This is a genomic window from Methylohalobius crimeensis 10Ki (assembly GCF_000421465.1).
GTDB lineage: Bacteria > Pseudomonadota > Gammaproteobacteria > Methylococcales > Methylothermaceae > Methylohalobius > Methylohalobius crimeensis.
The window spans coordinates 644,108-659,334 of record NZ_ATXB01000001.1 but is presented as its reverse complement, the minus strand read 5'-3'; the positions used below and the strand labels follow the sequence as shown (position 1 = coordinate 659,334).

20 protein-coding genes are annotated in these 15,227 nt (G+C 56.9%); all 20 read right to left on the bottom strand.

The window, feature by feature from the left end; genetic code table 11:
* Positions 1-7: 7 nt before the first annotated feature.
* Positions 8-313, bottom strand: a complete 306-nt coding sequence (gene rpsN, locus H035_RS0103475) for a 30S ribosomal protein S14 (RefSeq protein ID WP_022947609.1) — start codon at positions 311-313, stop codon at positions 8-10.
* 5 nt (positions 314-318) lie between these two features.
* The gene (rplE, locus tag H035_RS0103470) at positions 319-864 is read right to left on the bottom strand and encodes a 50S ribosomal protein L5 (protein WP_022947608.1); all 546 of its coding nucleotides are present in this window, start codon (positions 862-864) and stop codon (positions 319-321) included.
* A gap of 10 nt (positions 865-874) precedes the next feature.
* Complete coding sequence (gene rplX, locus H035_RS0103465) at positions 875-1,192, bottom strand: 50S ribosomal protein L24 (RefSeq protein ID WP_022947607.1); 318 nt, start codon at positions 1,190-1,192, stop codon at positions 875-877.
* 18 nt (positions 1,193-1,210) lie between these two features.
* A complete protein-coding gene (rplN, locus tag H035_RS0103460) occupies positions 1,211-1,579 on the bottom strand; it encodes a 50S ribosomal protein L14 (RefSeq protein ID WP_022947606.1) in 369 nt (122 codons plus the stop codon).
* Positions 1,580-1,613: 34 nt separating this feature from the next.
* Positions 1,614-1,874 carry a 30S ribosomal protein S17 gene (gene rpsQ, locus H035_RS0103455; RefSeq protein WP_022947605.1) on the bottom strand — a complete coding sequence of 87 codons (261 nt, stop codon included), beginning with the start codon at positions 1,872-1,874 and terminating at the stop codon, positions 1,614-1,616.
* Between the two features lie 4 nt (positions 1,875-1,878).
* Positions 1,879-2,070 (bottom strand): 50S ribosomal protein L29, encoded by a 192-nt coding sequence (gene rpmC / locus H035_RS0103450; protein ID WP_022947604.1) that lies wholly within the window; start codon positions 2,068-2,070, stop codon positions 1,879-1,881.
* Positions 2,070-2,483, bottom strand: coding sequence for a 50S ribosomal protein L16 (gene rplP, locus H035_RS0103445; protein ID WP_022947603.1), 414 nt, complete (start codon positions 2,481-2,483; stop codon positions 2,070-2,072). The genes rpmC and rplP overlap by 1 nt, the downstream gene beginning before the upstream one ends.
* Positions 2,484-2,498: 15 nt before the next feature.
* On the bottom strand, positions 2,499-3,152 hold the full coding sequence (rpsC, locus tag H035_RS0103440) for a 30S ribosomal protein S3 (RefSeq protein WP_022947602.1): 654 nt from the start codon (positions 3,150-3,152) through the stop codon (positions 2,499-2,501).
* Between the two features lie 2 nt (positions 3,153-3,154).
* Positions 3,155-3,490 carry a 50S ribosomal protein L22 gene (gene rplV, locus H035_RS0103435; RefSeq protein ID WP_022947601.1) on the bottom strand — a complete coding sequence of 112 codons (336 nt, stop codon included), beginning with the start codon at positions 3,488-3,490 and terminating at the stop codon, positions 3,155-3,157.
* 14 nt (positions 3,491-3,504) lie between these two features.
* Positions 3,505-3,777, bottom strand: coding sequence for a 30S ribosomal protein S19 (gene rpsS, locus H035_RS0103430; RefSeq protein WP_022947600.1), 273 nt, complete (start codon positions 3,775-3,777; stop codon positions 3,505-3,507).
* A gap of 23 nt (positions 3,778-3,800) precedes the next feature.
* On the bottom strand, positions 3,801-4,628 hold the full coding sequence (rplB, locus tag H035_RS0103425) for a 50S ribosomal protein L2 (protein WP_022947599.1): 828 nt from the start codon (positions 4,626-4,628) through the stop codon (positions 3,801-3,803).
* 37 nt (positions 4,629-4,665) lie between these two features.
* Positions 4,666-4,959, bottom strand: coding sequence for a 50S ribosomal protein L23 (gene rplW / locus H035_RS0103420; protein ID WP_022947598.1), 294 nt, complete (start codon positions 4,957-4,959; stop codon positions 4,666-4,668).
* Complete coding sequence (gene rplD / locus H035_RS0103415; RefSeq protein ID WP_022947597.1) at positions 4,956-5,588, bottom strand: 50S ribosomal protein L4; 633 nt, start codon at positions 5,586-5,588, stop codon at positions 4,956-4,958. Before rplD ends, rplW begins: the two co-directional genes overlap by 4 nt.
* Positions 5,589-5,600: 12 nt before the next feature.
* Positions 5,601-6,239, bottom strand: coding sequence for a 50S ribosomal protein L3 (gene rplC, locus H035_RS0103410; RefSeq protein ID WP_022947596.1), 639 nt, complete (start codon positions 6,237-6,239; stop codon positions 5,601-5,603).
* An 11-nt stretch (positions 6,240-6,250) separates the two neighbouring features.
* Positions 6,251-6,565 carry a 30S ribosomal protein S10 gene (rpsJ, locus tag H035_RS0103405; protein ID WP_022947595.1) on the bottom strand — a complete coding sequence of 105 codons (315 nt, stop codon included), beginning with the start codon at positions 6,563-6,565 and terminating at the stop codon, positions 6,251-6,253.
* 5 nt (positions 6,566-6,570) lie between these two features.
* On the bottom strand, positions 6,571-7,764 hold the full coding sequence (tuf, locus tag H035_RS0103400) for an elongation factor Tu (RefSeq protein WP_022947583.1): 1,194 nt from the start codon (positions 7,762-7,764) through the stop codon (positions 6,571-6,573).
* A 37-nt stretch (positions 7,765-7,801) separates the two neighbouring features.
* Positions 7,802-9,898, bottom strand: a complete 2,097-nt coding sequence (fusA, locus tag H035_RS0103395; RefSeq protein ID WP_022947594.1) for an elongation factor G — start codon at positions 9,896-9,898, stop codon at positions 7,802-7,804.
* 28 nt (positions 9,899-9,926) lie between these two features.
* Positions 9,927-10,394, bottom strand: a complete 468-nt coding sequence (rpsG, locus tag H035_RS0103390) for a 30S ribosomal protein S7 (RefSeq protein WP_026596224.1) — start codon at positions 10,392-10,394, stop codon at positions 9,927-9,929.
* Between the two features lie 20 nt (positions 10,395-10,414).
* Positions 10,415-10,789 carry a 30S ribosomal protein S12 gene (rpsL, locus tag H035_RS0103385; protein WP_022947592.1) on the bottom strand — a complete coding sequence of 125 codons (375 nt, stop codon included), beginning with the start codon at positions 10,787-10,789 and terminating at the stop codon, positions 10,415-10,417.
* Between the two features lie 213 nt (positions 10,790-11,002).
* Positions 11,003-15,196: a DNA-directed RNA polymerase subunit beta' gene (rpoC, locus tag H035_RS0103380; RefSeq protein ID WP_026596223.1), complete on the bottom strand. Its 4,194-nt coding sequence runs from the start codon at positions 15,194-15,196 to the stop codon at positions 11,003-11,005.
* Positions 15,197-15,227: the final 31 nt, after the last annotated feature.

Below are 15,227 nucleotides of genomic sequence, written 5' to 3'. Positions count from 1 at the left end.
CGCCCTCTTACCAGCTTGCTTTGGTGACGCCCGGCACATCTCCACGCATCGCCAATTCCCGGAGTTTATTCCGTCCCAGGCCGAACTTGCGGTAAAACCCATGGGGACGACCGGTCAGCACGCAGCGGTTATGCACCCGCACCGGACTGGAATCGCGTGGCAGTTGCTGCAACTTCGTTTGGGCTTCCATTTTGGCCTCAAACGAAGCCTCGGGATCCTTCAGGATTGCTCTCAATTCGGCTCGCTTGGCAGCGTATTTGGCCGCCAATTTCCGACGCCGCTGTTCCCGCGCAACCATGGATTTCTTAGCCATTAAACTCAGCTCCTAAATGGGAAATTAAACATCTCAAGTAGTGCGCGCCCTTCTTCATCGGTTTGCGCACTAGTAGTAATCGTAATATCCATTCCCCGCAGCGCGTCGATCTTATCGTAATCGATTTCCGGGAAAATGATCTGCTCCTTGACCCCCATTGTATAGTTGCCGCGCGCGTCGAAGGACTTCGGACTCAGACCACGAAAATCCCTGATTCGGGGAATCGACACATTGATCAAACGATCTAGAAATTCATACATCCGTTCACGACGCAACGTCACTTTGCAGCCGATCGGCATGCCTTCGCGAATCTTGAAACCCGCGATCGATTTGCGCGCGCGTGTGACCACACCTTTCTGACCGGCAATCAAGGCCAAATCTTGAAGTGCGTTATCGATGATTTTCTTGTCGGTGACCGCAGCGCCCAAGCCCATGTTGAGGGTGATTTTAGTGATCTGCGGCGCCTGCATCACAGACTTGTAGCCGAATCGCTTGACCAGCTCCGGCACGATTCGTTCTTTGTATTCCGTTTCTAATCTCGATTTAGCCATACCACTGCCCTTAGACGTCAATCACTTCGTTGGTGGATTTGAAAAAACGCACCTTGCGGCCATCTTCTAAGAAACGAAAACCAACCCGGTCGGCCTTTTCAGTCTGGGCATTGAAAATGGCCACATTGGAAACGTGAATGGGCATTTCCTTTTCGACAATTCCACCGGTAATCCCACGCGACGGCATTGGCTTCTGATGCTTTTTCGCCACGTTCACGCCTTCCACGACCAGGCGATTATTCTCCAGAACCCGCCGAACCGTTCCGCGTTTACCCTTGTCCTTACCGGCCACTACGATGATTTCGTCGCCTTTCTTGATTTTACGCATTTCCTTGAACCTACCTGCTTACAGTACTTCCGGAGCCAGTGATATGATCTTCATGAACCGCTCAGTCCGGAGTTCACGAGTCACCGGTCCAAAAATACGAGTACCGATGGGCTGCATTTGAGTATTAAGCAACACCGCCGCATTCGTATCGAATCGAATCAGCGAACCGTCGGGGCGACGAACCCCCTTTTTGGTCCGCACCACCACCGCGTGGTAAACATCGCCTTTCTTTACCCGGCCGCGCGGTATTGCGTCTTTCACACTGATCTTAATGATGTCGCCGATATTGGCGTAACGTCGATGCGACCCGCCCAATACTTTAATGCATTGTACTTTCTTGGCACCGCTGTTATCCGCCACTTCGAGCTTTGTCTGCATCTGGATCATGATTGCTCCCCTTCTCCCGCCTCGATATCAGGCTTCATTTCGCTTTTTCCAAAACCTTGACCAGCGTCCATGCCTTACGCTTCGACAATGGGCGGCAAGAAGTAATGGCGACCCGATCGCCTGCCCGGCACTGATTGTCTTCGTCGTGGGCGAGCAATTTAGTGGAGCGCTTGATATATTTTCCGTACAAGGGGTGCTTGACCATGCGCTCCACGTGGACCGTGACGGTCTTGTCCATTCTGTCGCTGACCACTCGGCCGACCAGTGTCCGCAATTTTTCCTGATTCTCGCTCATATCTTTATGCTCTCGCCATTTCGCCCAATATCGTCTTAACCCGCGCCATATCGCGGCGGACTGTCTTCAATTGATCCGGCTGGCTCAAAGCACCGGTGCCCTTCTGCATGGTCAGATTGAAATATTCTTTATGCAGATCCGTTAACAGACCTTGCAGCTCCTCTTGATTCTTTTCTCGCAACTCGCTCGCCTTCATCACATCACCGTCCGCACAGAAAATATGGTTTTCACCGGCAATTTGGCCGACGCCAACCGGAACGCCTCCCGGGCAACGTCTTCGGGAATACCCTCGATTTCATACAGCATCATCCCGGGCTTCACCTCGGCCACCCAGTACTCCACGCTGCCTTTACCTTTCCCCATTCGGACTTCCAAGGGTTTTTTGCTGATCGGCTTATCCGGAAATACCCGAATCCACAGCTTTCCGCCCCGGCGCACATGTCGGGTAATCGCCCGCCGTGCCGCCTCGATTTGACGCGAGGTAATGCGGCCCCGGCCAGTCGCTTTGAGACCGTATTCGCCGAAGCTCACCTTGTTGCCGCGTAGCGCCAGACCCGTGTTCCGGCCTTTCTGCTGTTTCCGATATTTGGTTCGTTTAGGCTGAAGCATGCCGCACTCCTTAAACTATTTTCCTTCGGACCGAGCGGTCTGCTCGAACACTTCGCCCTTGAAGATCCAAACCTTGACGCCGATCACCCCGTAGGTGGTTTGCGCCTCGGCGAAGCCGTAATCGATATCCGCCCGCAAAGTATGCAAGGGCACTCGTCCTTCTCGGTACCATTCGCTTCGGGCGATTTCCGCCCCATTCAACCGGCCGCCCACGTTGATTTTGATGCCTTCGGCTCCCAGGCGCATGGTATTTTGCACGGCGCGTTTCATCGCCCGACGGAACATAATCCGTTTCTCCAATTGCTGCGCTACGCCTTCAGCCACCAATTGCGCATCGAGCTCCGGCTTGCGAATCTCTTCCACATTGATCTGGAGAGGAATCCGCAATTTGGAAGCGACTTCCCGACGCAATTGATCGATATCCGCTCCTTTCTTGCCGATGACCAGACCGGGCCGGGCAGTGTGAATGGTGATCTGGGCGTTATTCGCGGCGCGGTTGATTTGGATACGGCTTACCGATGCGTGAGCCAGCCGTTGTTTGATGAAACCACGCACTTCCAGATCCTGGTGCAGAAGCACGGGATAGTTCTTGGAATTGGCGTACCAGCGCGAATTCCAATCCTTGATATTTCCCAGCCGTATCCCAATTGGATGAACTTTATGTCCCATAATTACTCGCTTTCAGCTACTTTGACGGTGATATGACAGGTACGTTTCAGAATCTGGCTGGCGCGCCCTTTCGCCCGCGCCTTAAAACGCTTCATGGTCGGCCCTTCGTCCACTTGAATCGTGGAAACTTTCAGCTCGTCCACATCCAGGCCTTCGTTGTGCTCGGCGTTGGCGATAGCCGATTCCAGTACCTTTCTGACCAATGCCGCCGCCTTCTTGTTGCTGAACCGCAAGGCATCCAATGCCTGATCCACCGACAGTCCGCGGATCTGATCGGCCGTTAAACGACATTTCTGGGCAGAAACCCGCGCGTAACGCAATTTTGCTGCTACTTCCATTGCGACATCACCCTTTATCTTGATTTCTTGTCTGCCGCATGACCGCGATAGCTGCGGGTCGGAGCAAACTCTCCCAATTTATGCCCTACCATGTTTTCGGAAATCAATACCGGAACATGTTGGCGACCATTATGGACGGCGATCGTCAGACCGATCATTTCGGGCATGATCATGGAACGCCGAGACCAAGTTTTAATCGGTTTCTTACTTTTGCTTTCGATCGATTGCTCGACCTTTTTCATCAGATGATGATCGATGAACGGACCTTTCTTTACCGAACGTGGCACTGGCTTATCCTCTCAACGTAAACTTACTTCTTCGTCTTCCGCCGCCGTACAATCATCGCGTCGGTGCGTTTGTTGCGACGAGTCTTGGCACCCTTGGTCGGCTGCCCCCAAGGGGAAGTGGGGTGCTTGCCTTTATTCCGACCTTCACCGCCGCCGTGGGGATGGTCCACCGGGTTCATGGCCACACCGCGCACGGTGGGACGCCGGCCACGCCAGCGGCTTGCTCCCGCTTTCCCCAAAGCAATCAGGCTGTGCTCTGAATTGCCGACTTCGCCGATCACCGCCCGGCAGTCGATGTGAACTTTGCGCATTTCACCGGAACGTAGCCGTAAAGTGGCGTACACCCCTTCCTTTGCCAGCAGCTGAACCGACGCACCGGCGCTGCGCGCCAACTGGGCACCTTTCCCCGGCTTCATTTCAACGCAATGAATGTGGGTACCCACCGGAACATTGCGCAGCGGCATCGAGTTGCCCGCCTTGACCGGGGTTTCCCGATCGGAAAGGATCTCGTCGCCGACCTGCAAGCCCTTGGGCGCAACAATGTAGCGCCGTTCGCCGTCGCGATACAAAATGAGTGCCAAATGGGCGGTTCGATTGGGATCGTATTCCAGCCGCTCCACTTTCCCCGGCACCCCGGTTTTATCGCGTTTGAAATCGATGACGCGATAACGCCGTTTATGCCCGCCTCCCTGATGACGGGTGGAGATTCGACCCGCATTGTTGCGACCGCCCGACTTGGACAGCTTTTCCACCAGGGGCTCGTACGGATCGCCCTTGTGCAATTCTCCGGTTTTGACGCGGACGGAATAACGACGCCCCGGAGAAGTCGGCTTGCTTTTGACAATTGCCATGATCTGTTCCCTTAACTCAATACTTATCGTCAGACCATCAAGAAATCGAGAGATCGATTTCGTGGCCCGGCTTCAATCGCACGTATGCTTTTTTCCAGTCGGACCGCTTGCCCGCCAGTCGCCCGAATCGCTTGGCCTTGCCCTTCATGTTCAACAACTGAACCGAATCGACTTCCACTTCGAACATCAGCTCAACCGCTTTTCTCACCTGAAGCTTGGTGGCGTCCTTACGTACTTTGAATACAAATCTGTTCTCGTTGTCCGCCAGCCCCGTGCTCTTTTCCGAAATGACGGGCGCCAGCAAGACTTTCATCAATGCCAACTGATTCATCCCAAGCGCTCCTCTAATACCTTCGCCGCAGCCGATGTCACCACCACCTTGTCCGCCGCCACCAAGGACACCGGATCGACCCGGCCGGCTTCGCTTACCTGGATATCCGGAATATTCCTCACTGCCAAGGTGAGCATGGGATCCTTCCGATCCACCAGGATCAGAACACGTTGCCGCTCCGCAAGCAGACCGTAATCCTTCAGCTTCTCTGCAACCAGCTTCGTTTTGGGTTCCGCCGGAATCAAGTCTGCACTCACCTGCAGCCGGCTTTGACGCAGCAATTCCGACACGATGGTCCGCATTCCCGTCCGGTACATTTTTTTATTCAACTTCATGTGGTACTCACGGGGCGATGCGGCAAAGGTGGCTCCACCCCCGCGCCACAACGGACTGCGAATAGTCCCCGCACGAGCCCGACCGGTGCCTTTTTGGCGCCAAGGCTTTTTACCCCCTCCGCTAACGGCGGAACGGTTTTTCTGGGCCTTCGTTCCGGTACGGCCATTATTCAGATAGGTGGTCACCAATTGGTAGACCAGGGCCTCGTTATACTCGTACCCGAACACGTCCCCCGATACCGGTACCGGTTGCGCGGAATCCTTCTCGCTGATGACTGGAATTTCAACACTCATGGCTTTTCCTGCTTACTTCTTTACCGCGGGCCGGACAAAAACATCGGCGCCTTTATGGCCGGGGATTGCGCCTTTAATCAAGAGCAGGCTCCGCTCCTTGTCCACGGACACCACCTGCAGATTCTGCACCGTCCGACGGACATTACCCATGCGTCCGGCCATTTTCTTGCCTTTAAAGACTTTACCCGGGGTTTGGTTTTGACCGATCGAACCCGGCACCCTGTGGGACACGGAGTTCCCGTGGGTCGCATCCTGGCTTCTAAAATTGTGGCGCTTAATGGTTCCGGCAAATCCTTTCCCCAGCGTCAGGCCGGAAACATCCACGTACTGACCTTCCTCGAAGACATCCACGCCGAAGGCGGAACCGACTTCCAACCCTTCCCCTTCGCCGTCTTCCATGCGGAATTCCCAACAGTTGCGCCCCGGTTCGACGCCGACCTTGGCGAAGTGACCGGCTTCCGGCTTGGGGAGACGTGAAGGCTTCCGATTGCCCGTGGTGACCTGTACCGCCCGATAACCGTCGCGCTCCAAGGTCCGCAACTGGGTAACACGATTTTCCTCCACTTGAACCACGGTTACCGGCACGGACTTTCCATCCTCGGTAAACACGCGGGTCATTCCGTATTTGCGCCCGACTAATCCAATCGCCATGGCAAGCTTCCTCAATTCAACTTAATTTGCACGTCGACACCGGCCGCCAAGTCCAGCTTCATCAGCGCATCGACCGTTTTGTCGGTCGGCTCGACGATATCGATCAACCGCTTATGAGTTCTGATTTCGTATTGGTCCCGCGCATCCTTATTGACGTGCGGCGAAATCAGGAGCGTATATCGTTCTTTTCTGGTCGGCAGAGGGATGGGGCCCAACACCTGGGCCCCGGTCCGCTTCGCAGTCTCGACAATCTCATAGGTGGATTGCTCGACCAGGCGATGGTCGAACCCTTTCAACCGAATTCGAATACGTTGTCGCTTATCCATGAGCTTTACTCGATGATTTTGGAGACGACGCCGGCACCGACGGTCCGACCGCCTTCCCGGATCGCAAACCGCAACCCGTCCTCCATCGCAATCGGGGCAATCAGTCTCACCGTGATCTTCACATTGTCTCCGGGCATCACCATTTCAACCCCTTCCGGCAAATCCACCGAGCCGGTCACGTCCGTGGTCCGGAAGTAGAATTGCGGCCGATAGCCGTTGAAAAACGGGGTGTGGCGTCCGCCTTCTTCCTTCGACAACACGTAGACTTCCGCTTCAAAATGGGTGTGCGGGGTGATGCTGGCGGGCTTGGCCAGCACTTGGCCGCGCTCCACTTCGTCACGCTTGGTGCCCCGGAGCAGCACCCCCACGTTGTCCCCGGCCACCCCTTCGTCCAGCAGCTTGCGGAACATTTCCACGCCGGTCACGGTGGTCTTGGTGGTGTCCTTGATCCCCACGATTTCAATTTCGTCGCCCACTCGGACTTTGCCGCGTTCCACGCGACCGGTCACCACGGTGCCACGGCCGGAGATGGAAAACACGTCTTCGATCGGCATCAGGAAGGGCTGGTCCACCGGCCGCTCGGGCTCGGGAATGTATTCGTCCATCGACTCCATCAGCTTGATGATCGACGGCACGCCGATGTCGCTTTGATCCCCTTCCAGGGCTTTCAAGGCGCTGCCGATGGTCACCGGCACGTCGTCGCCGGGAAATTCGTATTGGCTCAAAAGCTCCCGAACTTCCATTTCCACCAGCTCCAGCAGTTCTTCGTCGTCCACCATGTCCGCCTTGTTCAGGTAGACCACGATGCACGGCACGCCCACCTGACGCGCCAGGAGAATGTGTTCCCGCGTCTGCGGCATCGGTCCGTCCGCCGCCGATACCACCAGAATCGCGCCGTCCATCTGCGCCGCCCCGGTGATCATGTTCTTCACGTAGTCCGCGTGACCCGGGCAGTCCACGTGCGCGTAGTGGCGATTCGAGGTCTCGTACTCCACGTGCGCCGTGGCAATCGTGATCCCTCGCTCCCGCTCTTCCGGCGCGTTGTCAATCTGGTCGTATGCCCGAAACTCCGCCCCCTGATAGGTCTCCGCCGACATCTTCGTCAACGCCGCCGTCAACGTCGTCTTACCATGGTCCACATGACCAATCGTCCCCACATTCACATGCGGCTTCGTCCGCTCAAACTTCTGCTTGGCCACTACTTCACCTCACTTAAAATTCTGATTTGCCCAGAGTCTACGCAGATGCTTTCTTGATAATCGCTTCGGCGACGTTCGCCGGGGCTTCCTGATAGTTTTCGAAATGCATGGAGTAAGTCGCCCGCCCCTGGGTCTGCGAACGCAGATCGGTGGCGTATCCGAACATCTCCGCCAAAGGAACCTCACAACGAATCACCTTGCCCGAAGGCGTATCATCCATGCCTTGCACCATACCCCGCCGACGGTTGATGTCGCCCACCACGTCGCCCATGTATTCCTCGGGCGTCACCACCTCGACCTTCATGATCGGTTCCAGCAACACCGGATTGGCTTTTTTGGTGCCGTCCTTGAACGCCATGGAACCGGCGATCTTGAACGCCATTTCATTGGAGTCCACATCATGGTAGGAGCCGTCATACAGGGTGGCTTTGATATCCACCATCGGATATCCCGCCAGCACGCCGCTCTCCATGGCTTCCTGAATGCCTTTGTCCACCGCGGGGATATAATCTTTGGGCACCACGCCGCCGACAATGGAATTGGCGAACTCGTACCCGCCGCCACGCTCTTGGGGCTCGAGGCGCAACCAGACATGACCGTACTGACCGCGGCCGCCGGTCTGACGAACGAATTTGCCTTCCTGCTCGACCGTACTGCGAATAGTTTCCCGATAGGCCACCTGCGGCGCACCCACATTGGCTTCCACCTTGAACTCGCGCTTCATCCGGTCGACGATGATCTCCAGATGCAGCTCACCCATGCCCGAGATGATGGTTTGACCCGATTCCTCGTCGGTATGAACGCGGAAGGAGGGATCCTCTTGCGCCAGCTTTTGCAGCGCTACGCCCATTTTTTCCTGGTCGGCCTTGGTTTTGGGCTCTACCGCCACCGAAATCACCGGCTCGGGGAACTCCATTTTCTCGAGCGTCACCACGCTCTTCTGATCGCACAAGGTATCCCCCGTGGTCACGCTTTTGAGGCCGATGGCGGCGGCGATGTCGCCGGCGCGCACTTCCTTGACCTCTTCCCGGTTCTTGGAGTGCATCTGTACCAGGCGCCCGATCCGCTCGCGCTTCTGCTTGAGCGGATTGAAAACCGTATCCCCGGAATTGACCACACCGGAATAGACTCGGAAAAAGGTCAAGGCGCCGACGAAGGGGTCGGTAGCGATCTTAAAAGCCAGCGCAGAGAAGGGCTCTTCGTCGTCGGCGCGACGAACCACCGTCTCACCCGATTCATCCACCCCTTCCACCGAACGAACTTCCACCGGCGAGGGGAGATATTCAATCACCGCATCCAGCAGCGCCTGCACGCCCTTATTCTTAAAGGCGGTTCCGCACAAGGTCAGGACGATCTCCCCGGCGAGAGTGCGCGCACGCAGACCGCGCTTGACCTCTTCAGTCGAAAGCTCGCCGTTCTCGAGATACTTTTCCATCAATTCTTCGTCGGCCTCGGCGGCCGCCTCGACCATCTTCTCGCGCCATTCCTCACACTGAGCCGCCATTTCTTCGGGAATCTCCTTTTCCTCGAACCGGTTACCCAGGGTTTCTTCGTCCCAATAAACGGCTTTCATTTTGACCAGGTCGACCACGCCCTGGAAATGATCTTCGGACCCGATCGGCAATTGGATGGGAACCGGAAATGCACCCAGCCGCGTGCGAATCTGATCGATCACGCGCAGATAGTCGGCTCCCTGGCGATCCATCTTGTTGACAAAGGCCAGACGCGGCACTTCGTACTTATTCGCTTGCCGCCAAACGGTTTCAGACTGGGGCTCGACCCCGCCCACCGCGCAAAATACGGCGCAGGCGCCATCCAGAACCCGCAGCGAACGCTCGACTTCGATGGTGAAATCCACGTGCCCGGGGGTATCGATGATGTTGATACGATGCTGAGGGAACTGTTGATCCATGCCGTTCCAGAAGCAGGTGGTCGCCGCCGAGGTAATGGTAATGCCGCGCTCCTGCTCCTGTTCCATCCAGTCCATAACCGCCGCGCCGTCGTGCACTTCACCGATTTTATGCGACACTCCGGTATAAAAAAGGATGCGCTCGGTGGTGGTCGTCTTACCGGCATCGATGTGCGCCATGATGCCGATATTGCGATATCTATCGATTGGAGTCTTACGTGCCACAGCTTGAAACCTTTAATTAATTACAAAATTACCAGCGATAATGCGAGAAGGCCTTGTTGGCTTCCGCCATGCGATGCGTATCTTCACGTTTTTTGGCGGCAGCCCCCCGGTTCTCGATCGCCTCCAGCAATTCGCCGGCCAAACGCTGGGGCATGGTTTTCTCGCTGCGCTTGCGCGCCGCGTCGATCAACCAACGCATCCCCAAGGAGCGGCGCCGATCCGGACGCACCTCGACAGGCACCTGATAGGTAGCGCCACCCACCCGACGGGATTTGACCTCCACCAAGGGCTGAATATTCTCGAGCGCCTGCACCAGAACGCCGAGCGAATCCTCGTGACCTTTGCTCTCGACGATATCCAAGGCACCGTAGACAACTCGTTCCGCCAATGACTTCTTGCCGCTAACCATCACCATGTTGATGAATTTGGCCACGGTCTCGCTGCCGAAACGAGGATCCGGCAATACCTGCCGCTTTTCTGCTGACCTTCTTCTCATTGCTGCCTACTTTGTGAAGATTAACTTTTGGGTTTTTTGGCACCGTACTTGGACCGGGACTGCTTGCGGTTATTCACACCCGCGCAATCCAACGAACCCCGAACCACGTGATAACGCACCCCGGGCAAGTCCTTAACCCGTCCGCCCCGAATCAAAACGACCGAGTGCTCCTGAAGATTATGGCCTTCCCCGCCGATATAACTGGTTACTTCGGCGCTATTGGTCAAACGCACACGCGCCACTTTCCGCAACGCGGAGTTGGGCTTCTTGGGCGTCGTCGTATAAACTCGGGTGCAGACTCCGCGTTTTTGCGGGCAACTCTCCAATGCGGGAACATTGCTTTTTTCCCGCTTGCTCACCCGAGGTTTTCTAACCAGCTGATTAATCGTGGCCATACCTTAAATTACTCCCTACAACCTTCGAACGGCACTCAGTGGAATACAATGCACAGAAGCACTATCGCCCTTAAGTTGCTTCACTCAAGCAGATCAAAAACTTAAGCGCGCCGCTAGCTTCTAGCTGAAAGCCGGGTATTGTAGATTGTATAAGGCCGGCTGTCAACTAAGTCAGCCAGCCTTATCAAATTGGCGGCTATACCGCCTCTGACATCAAGGATTCAGGGCTTTTTTCAGGGCCTCTTCCACCTTCTCCGTATCGAGCACCTCGGCTTCCCGGGCTTCCGGCGCTTGAGCCAAGACACGCTTGCGCTTCCGCTCGCGGTGATACGCCAAGCCGGTACCGGCGGGGATCAAGCGTCCCACGATCACGTTTTCTTTCAGACCGTGCAGGTCGTCGCGCAATCCTCGCACCGCGGCATCCGTCAGCACGCGCGTGGTTTCCTGGAAGGAGGCCGCGGAAATAAAGGATTCGGTCGCCAGGGACGCCTTGGTGATCCCCAGCAGCACCGGCTGGAATATGGCCGGCCGCTTATCCGACTTTTCCATCGCTTCGTTGTCTTCCAGTATCCGCGAGCGCTCCACCTGCTCTCCCAGCAGGTATTGGGTATCGCCCGGATCGGTGACCTCCACTTTGCGCAGCATCTGACGAATGATCACCTCGATGTGCTTGTCGTTGATCTTCACCCCTTGCAGGCGATACACATCCTGGATTTCCTTGACCAAGTAGGCGGCAAGCTCTTCGACTCCGCGCAAACGCAGAATGTCATGCGGGGTGAGCTCCCCTTCGGCGATGGTCTCGCCCTGCTCCACCCGCTCCCCTTCGAAAACGGTGATGTGGCGCCACTTGGGAATCAGCGTTTCGTGCGGATTGCCTTCGTCGTCGGTGATGACCAATCGACGCTTGCCCTTGGTTTCCTTGCCGAAGCTTACTGTGCCGGTCGCTTCCGCCAGAATCGCCGGATCCTTGGTCTTGCGCGCTTCGAACAGGTCCGCCACTCGCGGGAGACCGCCGGTGATATCGCGCGTTTTGGAAGACTCCTGGGGAATCCGCGCCAGAATGTCCCCCACTTCCACCCGATCGCCGTCCCGGCTGTTGATGATGGCGCCGCCCGGCAGGAAATATTGGGCCGAAATATCCGTTCCCGGAATATGGACATCGTCTCCGTTTTCATCCACCAATTTGATCATCGGGCGCAAATCGCGACCGGAGGCGGGACGCAGTTTGGGATCGATCACCACTCTCGAAGTCAAGCCGGTAATCTCGTCCGACTGTTCGCGCACGGTAACTCCCTCGATGAAATCCTCCAGTTTGACGATCCCATTCATCTCGGTGAGCACGGGGTGGGTATGGGGATCCCAGGTGGCCACCACATCTCCCATCTTGACTTCGGAGCCGTCGTCCACGTTGAGGATCGCGCCGTAAGGGGTCTTGTAGCGTTCCCGCTCGCGTCCGTACTCGTCGATGACGCTGACCTCGCCGGAGCGCGACACCGCGACCAACTTGCCTTCCTTGTTGCGTACCGTCTTCAGGTTGGTGAGTCGGATGGTACCCGAGGATTTGACCTCCACGCTGCTGATCGCGGCAGATCTCGATGCCGCCCCGCCGATATGGAAGGTCCGCATGGTCAACTGGGTGCCCGGTTCGCCGATGGACTGGGCGGCGATGACGCCCACCGACTCGCCCACGCTGACCAAATGCCCGCGCCCCAGATCCCGGCCATAACATTTGGCGCAGACCCCGTAGCGGGTCTCACAACTGATCACCGAACGCACTTCGATCTGTTCGATGCTGTGCGCTTCCAGTACTTGCACGTAACGCTCGTTCAACAGGGTGCCCGCGGGCACCACCACTTCGTCGCTGCCGGGCTTGGTCACATCCTTGGCCGCCACACGACCCAGCACCCGTTCGGACAGGGGCTCCACCACGTCGCCGCCTTCGATGATCGGCACCAAGGTGATGCCGTGGGTGGTGCCGCAATCGGTCTCGACGATCACCAAATCCTGCCCCACATCCACCAGACGCCGGGTCAGGTAACCGGAGTTGGCGGTCTTGAGCGCGGTATCCGCCAGTCCCTTCCGTGCGCCGTGAGTGGAGATGAAGTACTGAAGTACGTTCAAGCCTTCGCGGAAATTGGCGGTAATCGGAGTTTCGATGATGGAGCCGTCGGGCTTGGCCATCAAACCGCGCATGCCGGCCAGTTGGCGAATCTGGGCCGCCGAGCCGCGGGCGCCCGAGTCGGCCATCATGAATATCGAATTGAACGATTTCTGGGTGACCTTATTGCCTTCCGCATCCGCGACTTCTTCCTGTCCCAGCGCACTCATCATGGCCTTGGCCACCTGCTCGTTGGCATGCGACCAAATATCCACCACTTTGTTGTAGCGTTCGCCGTCGGTCACCAGACCCTGCTCGTATTGACGCTGGATCTCCATGACCTCCTGTTCCGCGGCCTGGATGATTTGCTCCTTCTGGGGCGGGATCACCATATCCTCGACCCCGAAGGACACCCCCGCACGGGTGGCATAGTAAAAGCCCAGGTACATGAGTTGGTCGGCGAATACCACCGTGGCCTTCAAGCCCAGGTTGCGATAACTGATATTGATCACATTGGAAATGGCCTTTTTGGTCATATCGCGATTGATCAAATCAAAGGGCAAGCCTTCCGGAACGATGTCCCAAATCAAGGCGCGGCCGGCGGTAGTCTCTACGATCCGACGCTGCTCGGTCCAACCGCCGTCTTCCTGCTGGATCTTTTCGTCTATGCGCAGTTTAACTTTCGCGTGCAGGCTGACCACTTTGTGGTCCAACGCCCGTCGCACTTCATCCACGTTGGCGAACACCATGCCTTCGCCAAGTACGTTGACCCGTTCGCAACTGATGTAATAAAGCCCGAGCACCACGTCCTGGGTCGGATGAATGATGGGTTCCCCGTTGGCGGGCGAAAGGATGTTATTGGAAGACATCATCAAAGCCCGCGCCTCGATCTGAGCTTCCAGGGAGAGAGGCACATGCACGGCCATCTGGTCGCCGTCGAAGTCCGCGTTGAAGGCGGTGCAGACCAACGGATGCAACTGGATTGCCTTACCCTCGATCAAGACCGGCTCGAACGCCTGAATCCCCAAGCGGTGCAGGGTCGGCGCCCGGTTCAACATAACCGGATGCTCGCGGATCACGTCATCCAAGACGTCCCAGACCTCGGGCTCTTCGCGTTCGACCATTCGCTTGGCCGCTTTGATGGTGGTCGCAACCCCGCGCGCCTGGAGCTTGCCGAAGATGAACGGCTTGAACAGCTCCAAGGCCATTTTTTTGGGCAAACCGCATTGATACAAGCGCAAAGTCGGCCCCACCACGATCACCGAACGACCAGAATAGTCCACCCGCTTGCCTAGAAGGTTCTGGCGGAAGCGGCCCTGTTTGCCTTTGATCATGTCGGCCAGGGACTTGAGCGGCCGTTTATTGGTGCCGGTAATGGCGCGGCCGCGGCGGCCGTTATCCAACAGGGCGTCCACCGCTTCTTGCAACATGCGGCGTTCGTTGCGCACGATGATATCGGGCGCGTTCAGCTCCAACAGTCGGCGCAGGCGATTATTGCGATTGATCACCCGCCGATACAGATCGTTGAGGTCGGAAGTGGCGAAACGCCCCCCGTCCAAAGGCACCAAGGGCCTGAGATCCGGCGGCAGCACCGGCAGCACGTTGAGAACCATCCATTCCGGACGGTTGTTGGAATTGAGAAACGCCTCGATCAGTTTGAGCCGTTTGGACAACTTGCGGATCTTGGTTTCCGAGCTGGTGCTCTCGATCTCCTCGCGCAATTTGGCCACTTCGACCTTGAGGTCCATGGATTTGAGCAGATCTTGCACCGCTTCGGCGCCCATTTTGGCCTCGAAGTCGTCGCCGTGCTGCTCGACCGCTTCCAGATATTCGTCATCGGTGAGAAGCTGACCGCGCTCCAAGGGCGTCATGCCGGGATCGACCACCAGGAACGACTCGAAATACAGCACCCGCTCGATCTCCCGCAAGGTCATGTCGAGCATGAGGGCGATCCGCGACGGCAGGGATTTCAGGAACCAAATATGCGCCACCGGGCTGGCCAGTTCGATATGCCCCATGCGCTCGCGGCGGACTTTGGCCAGGGTCACTTCGACCCCGCATTTTTCGCAGATTACCCCCCGATGCTTGAGGCGCTTGTATTTGCCGCACAAGCATTCGTAGTCGTTGATCGGGCCAAAGATCTTGGCGCAGAACAGCCCGTCACGCTCCGGCTTGAACGTCCGGTAGTTGATGGTTTCCGGTTTCTTGACCTCGCCGTAGGACCAGGAACGGATCATGTCAGGAGAAGCCAGGGCGATACGAATGGCATCGAATTCCTCCACCTGACTCTGCCTTTTCAAAAATTTGATCAGATCTTTCAAAGCTTCAACTCCCGCTTGG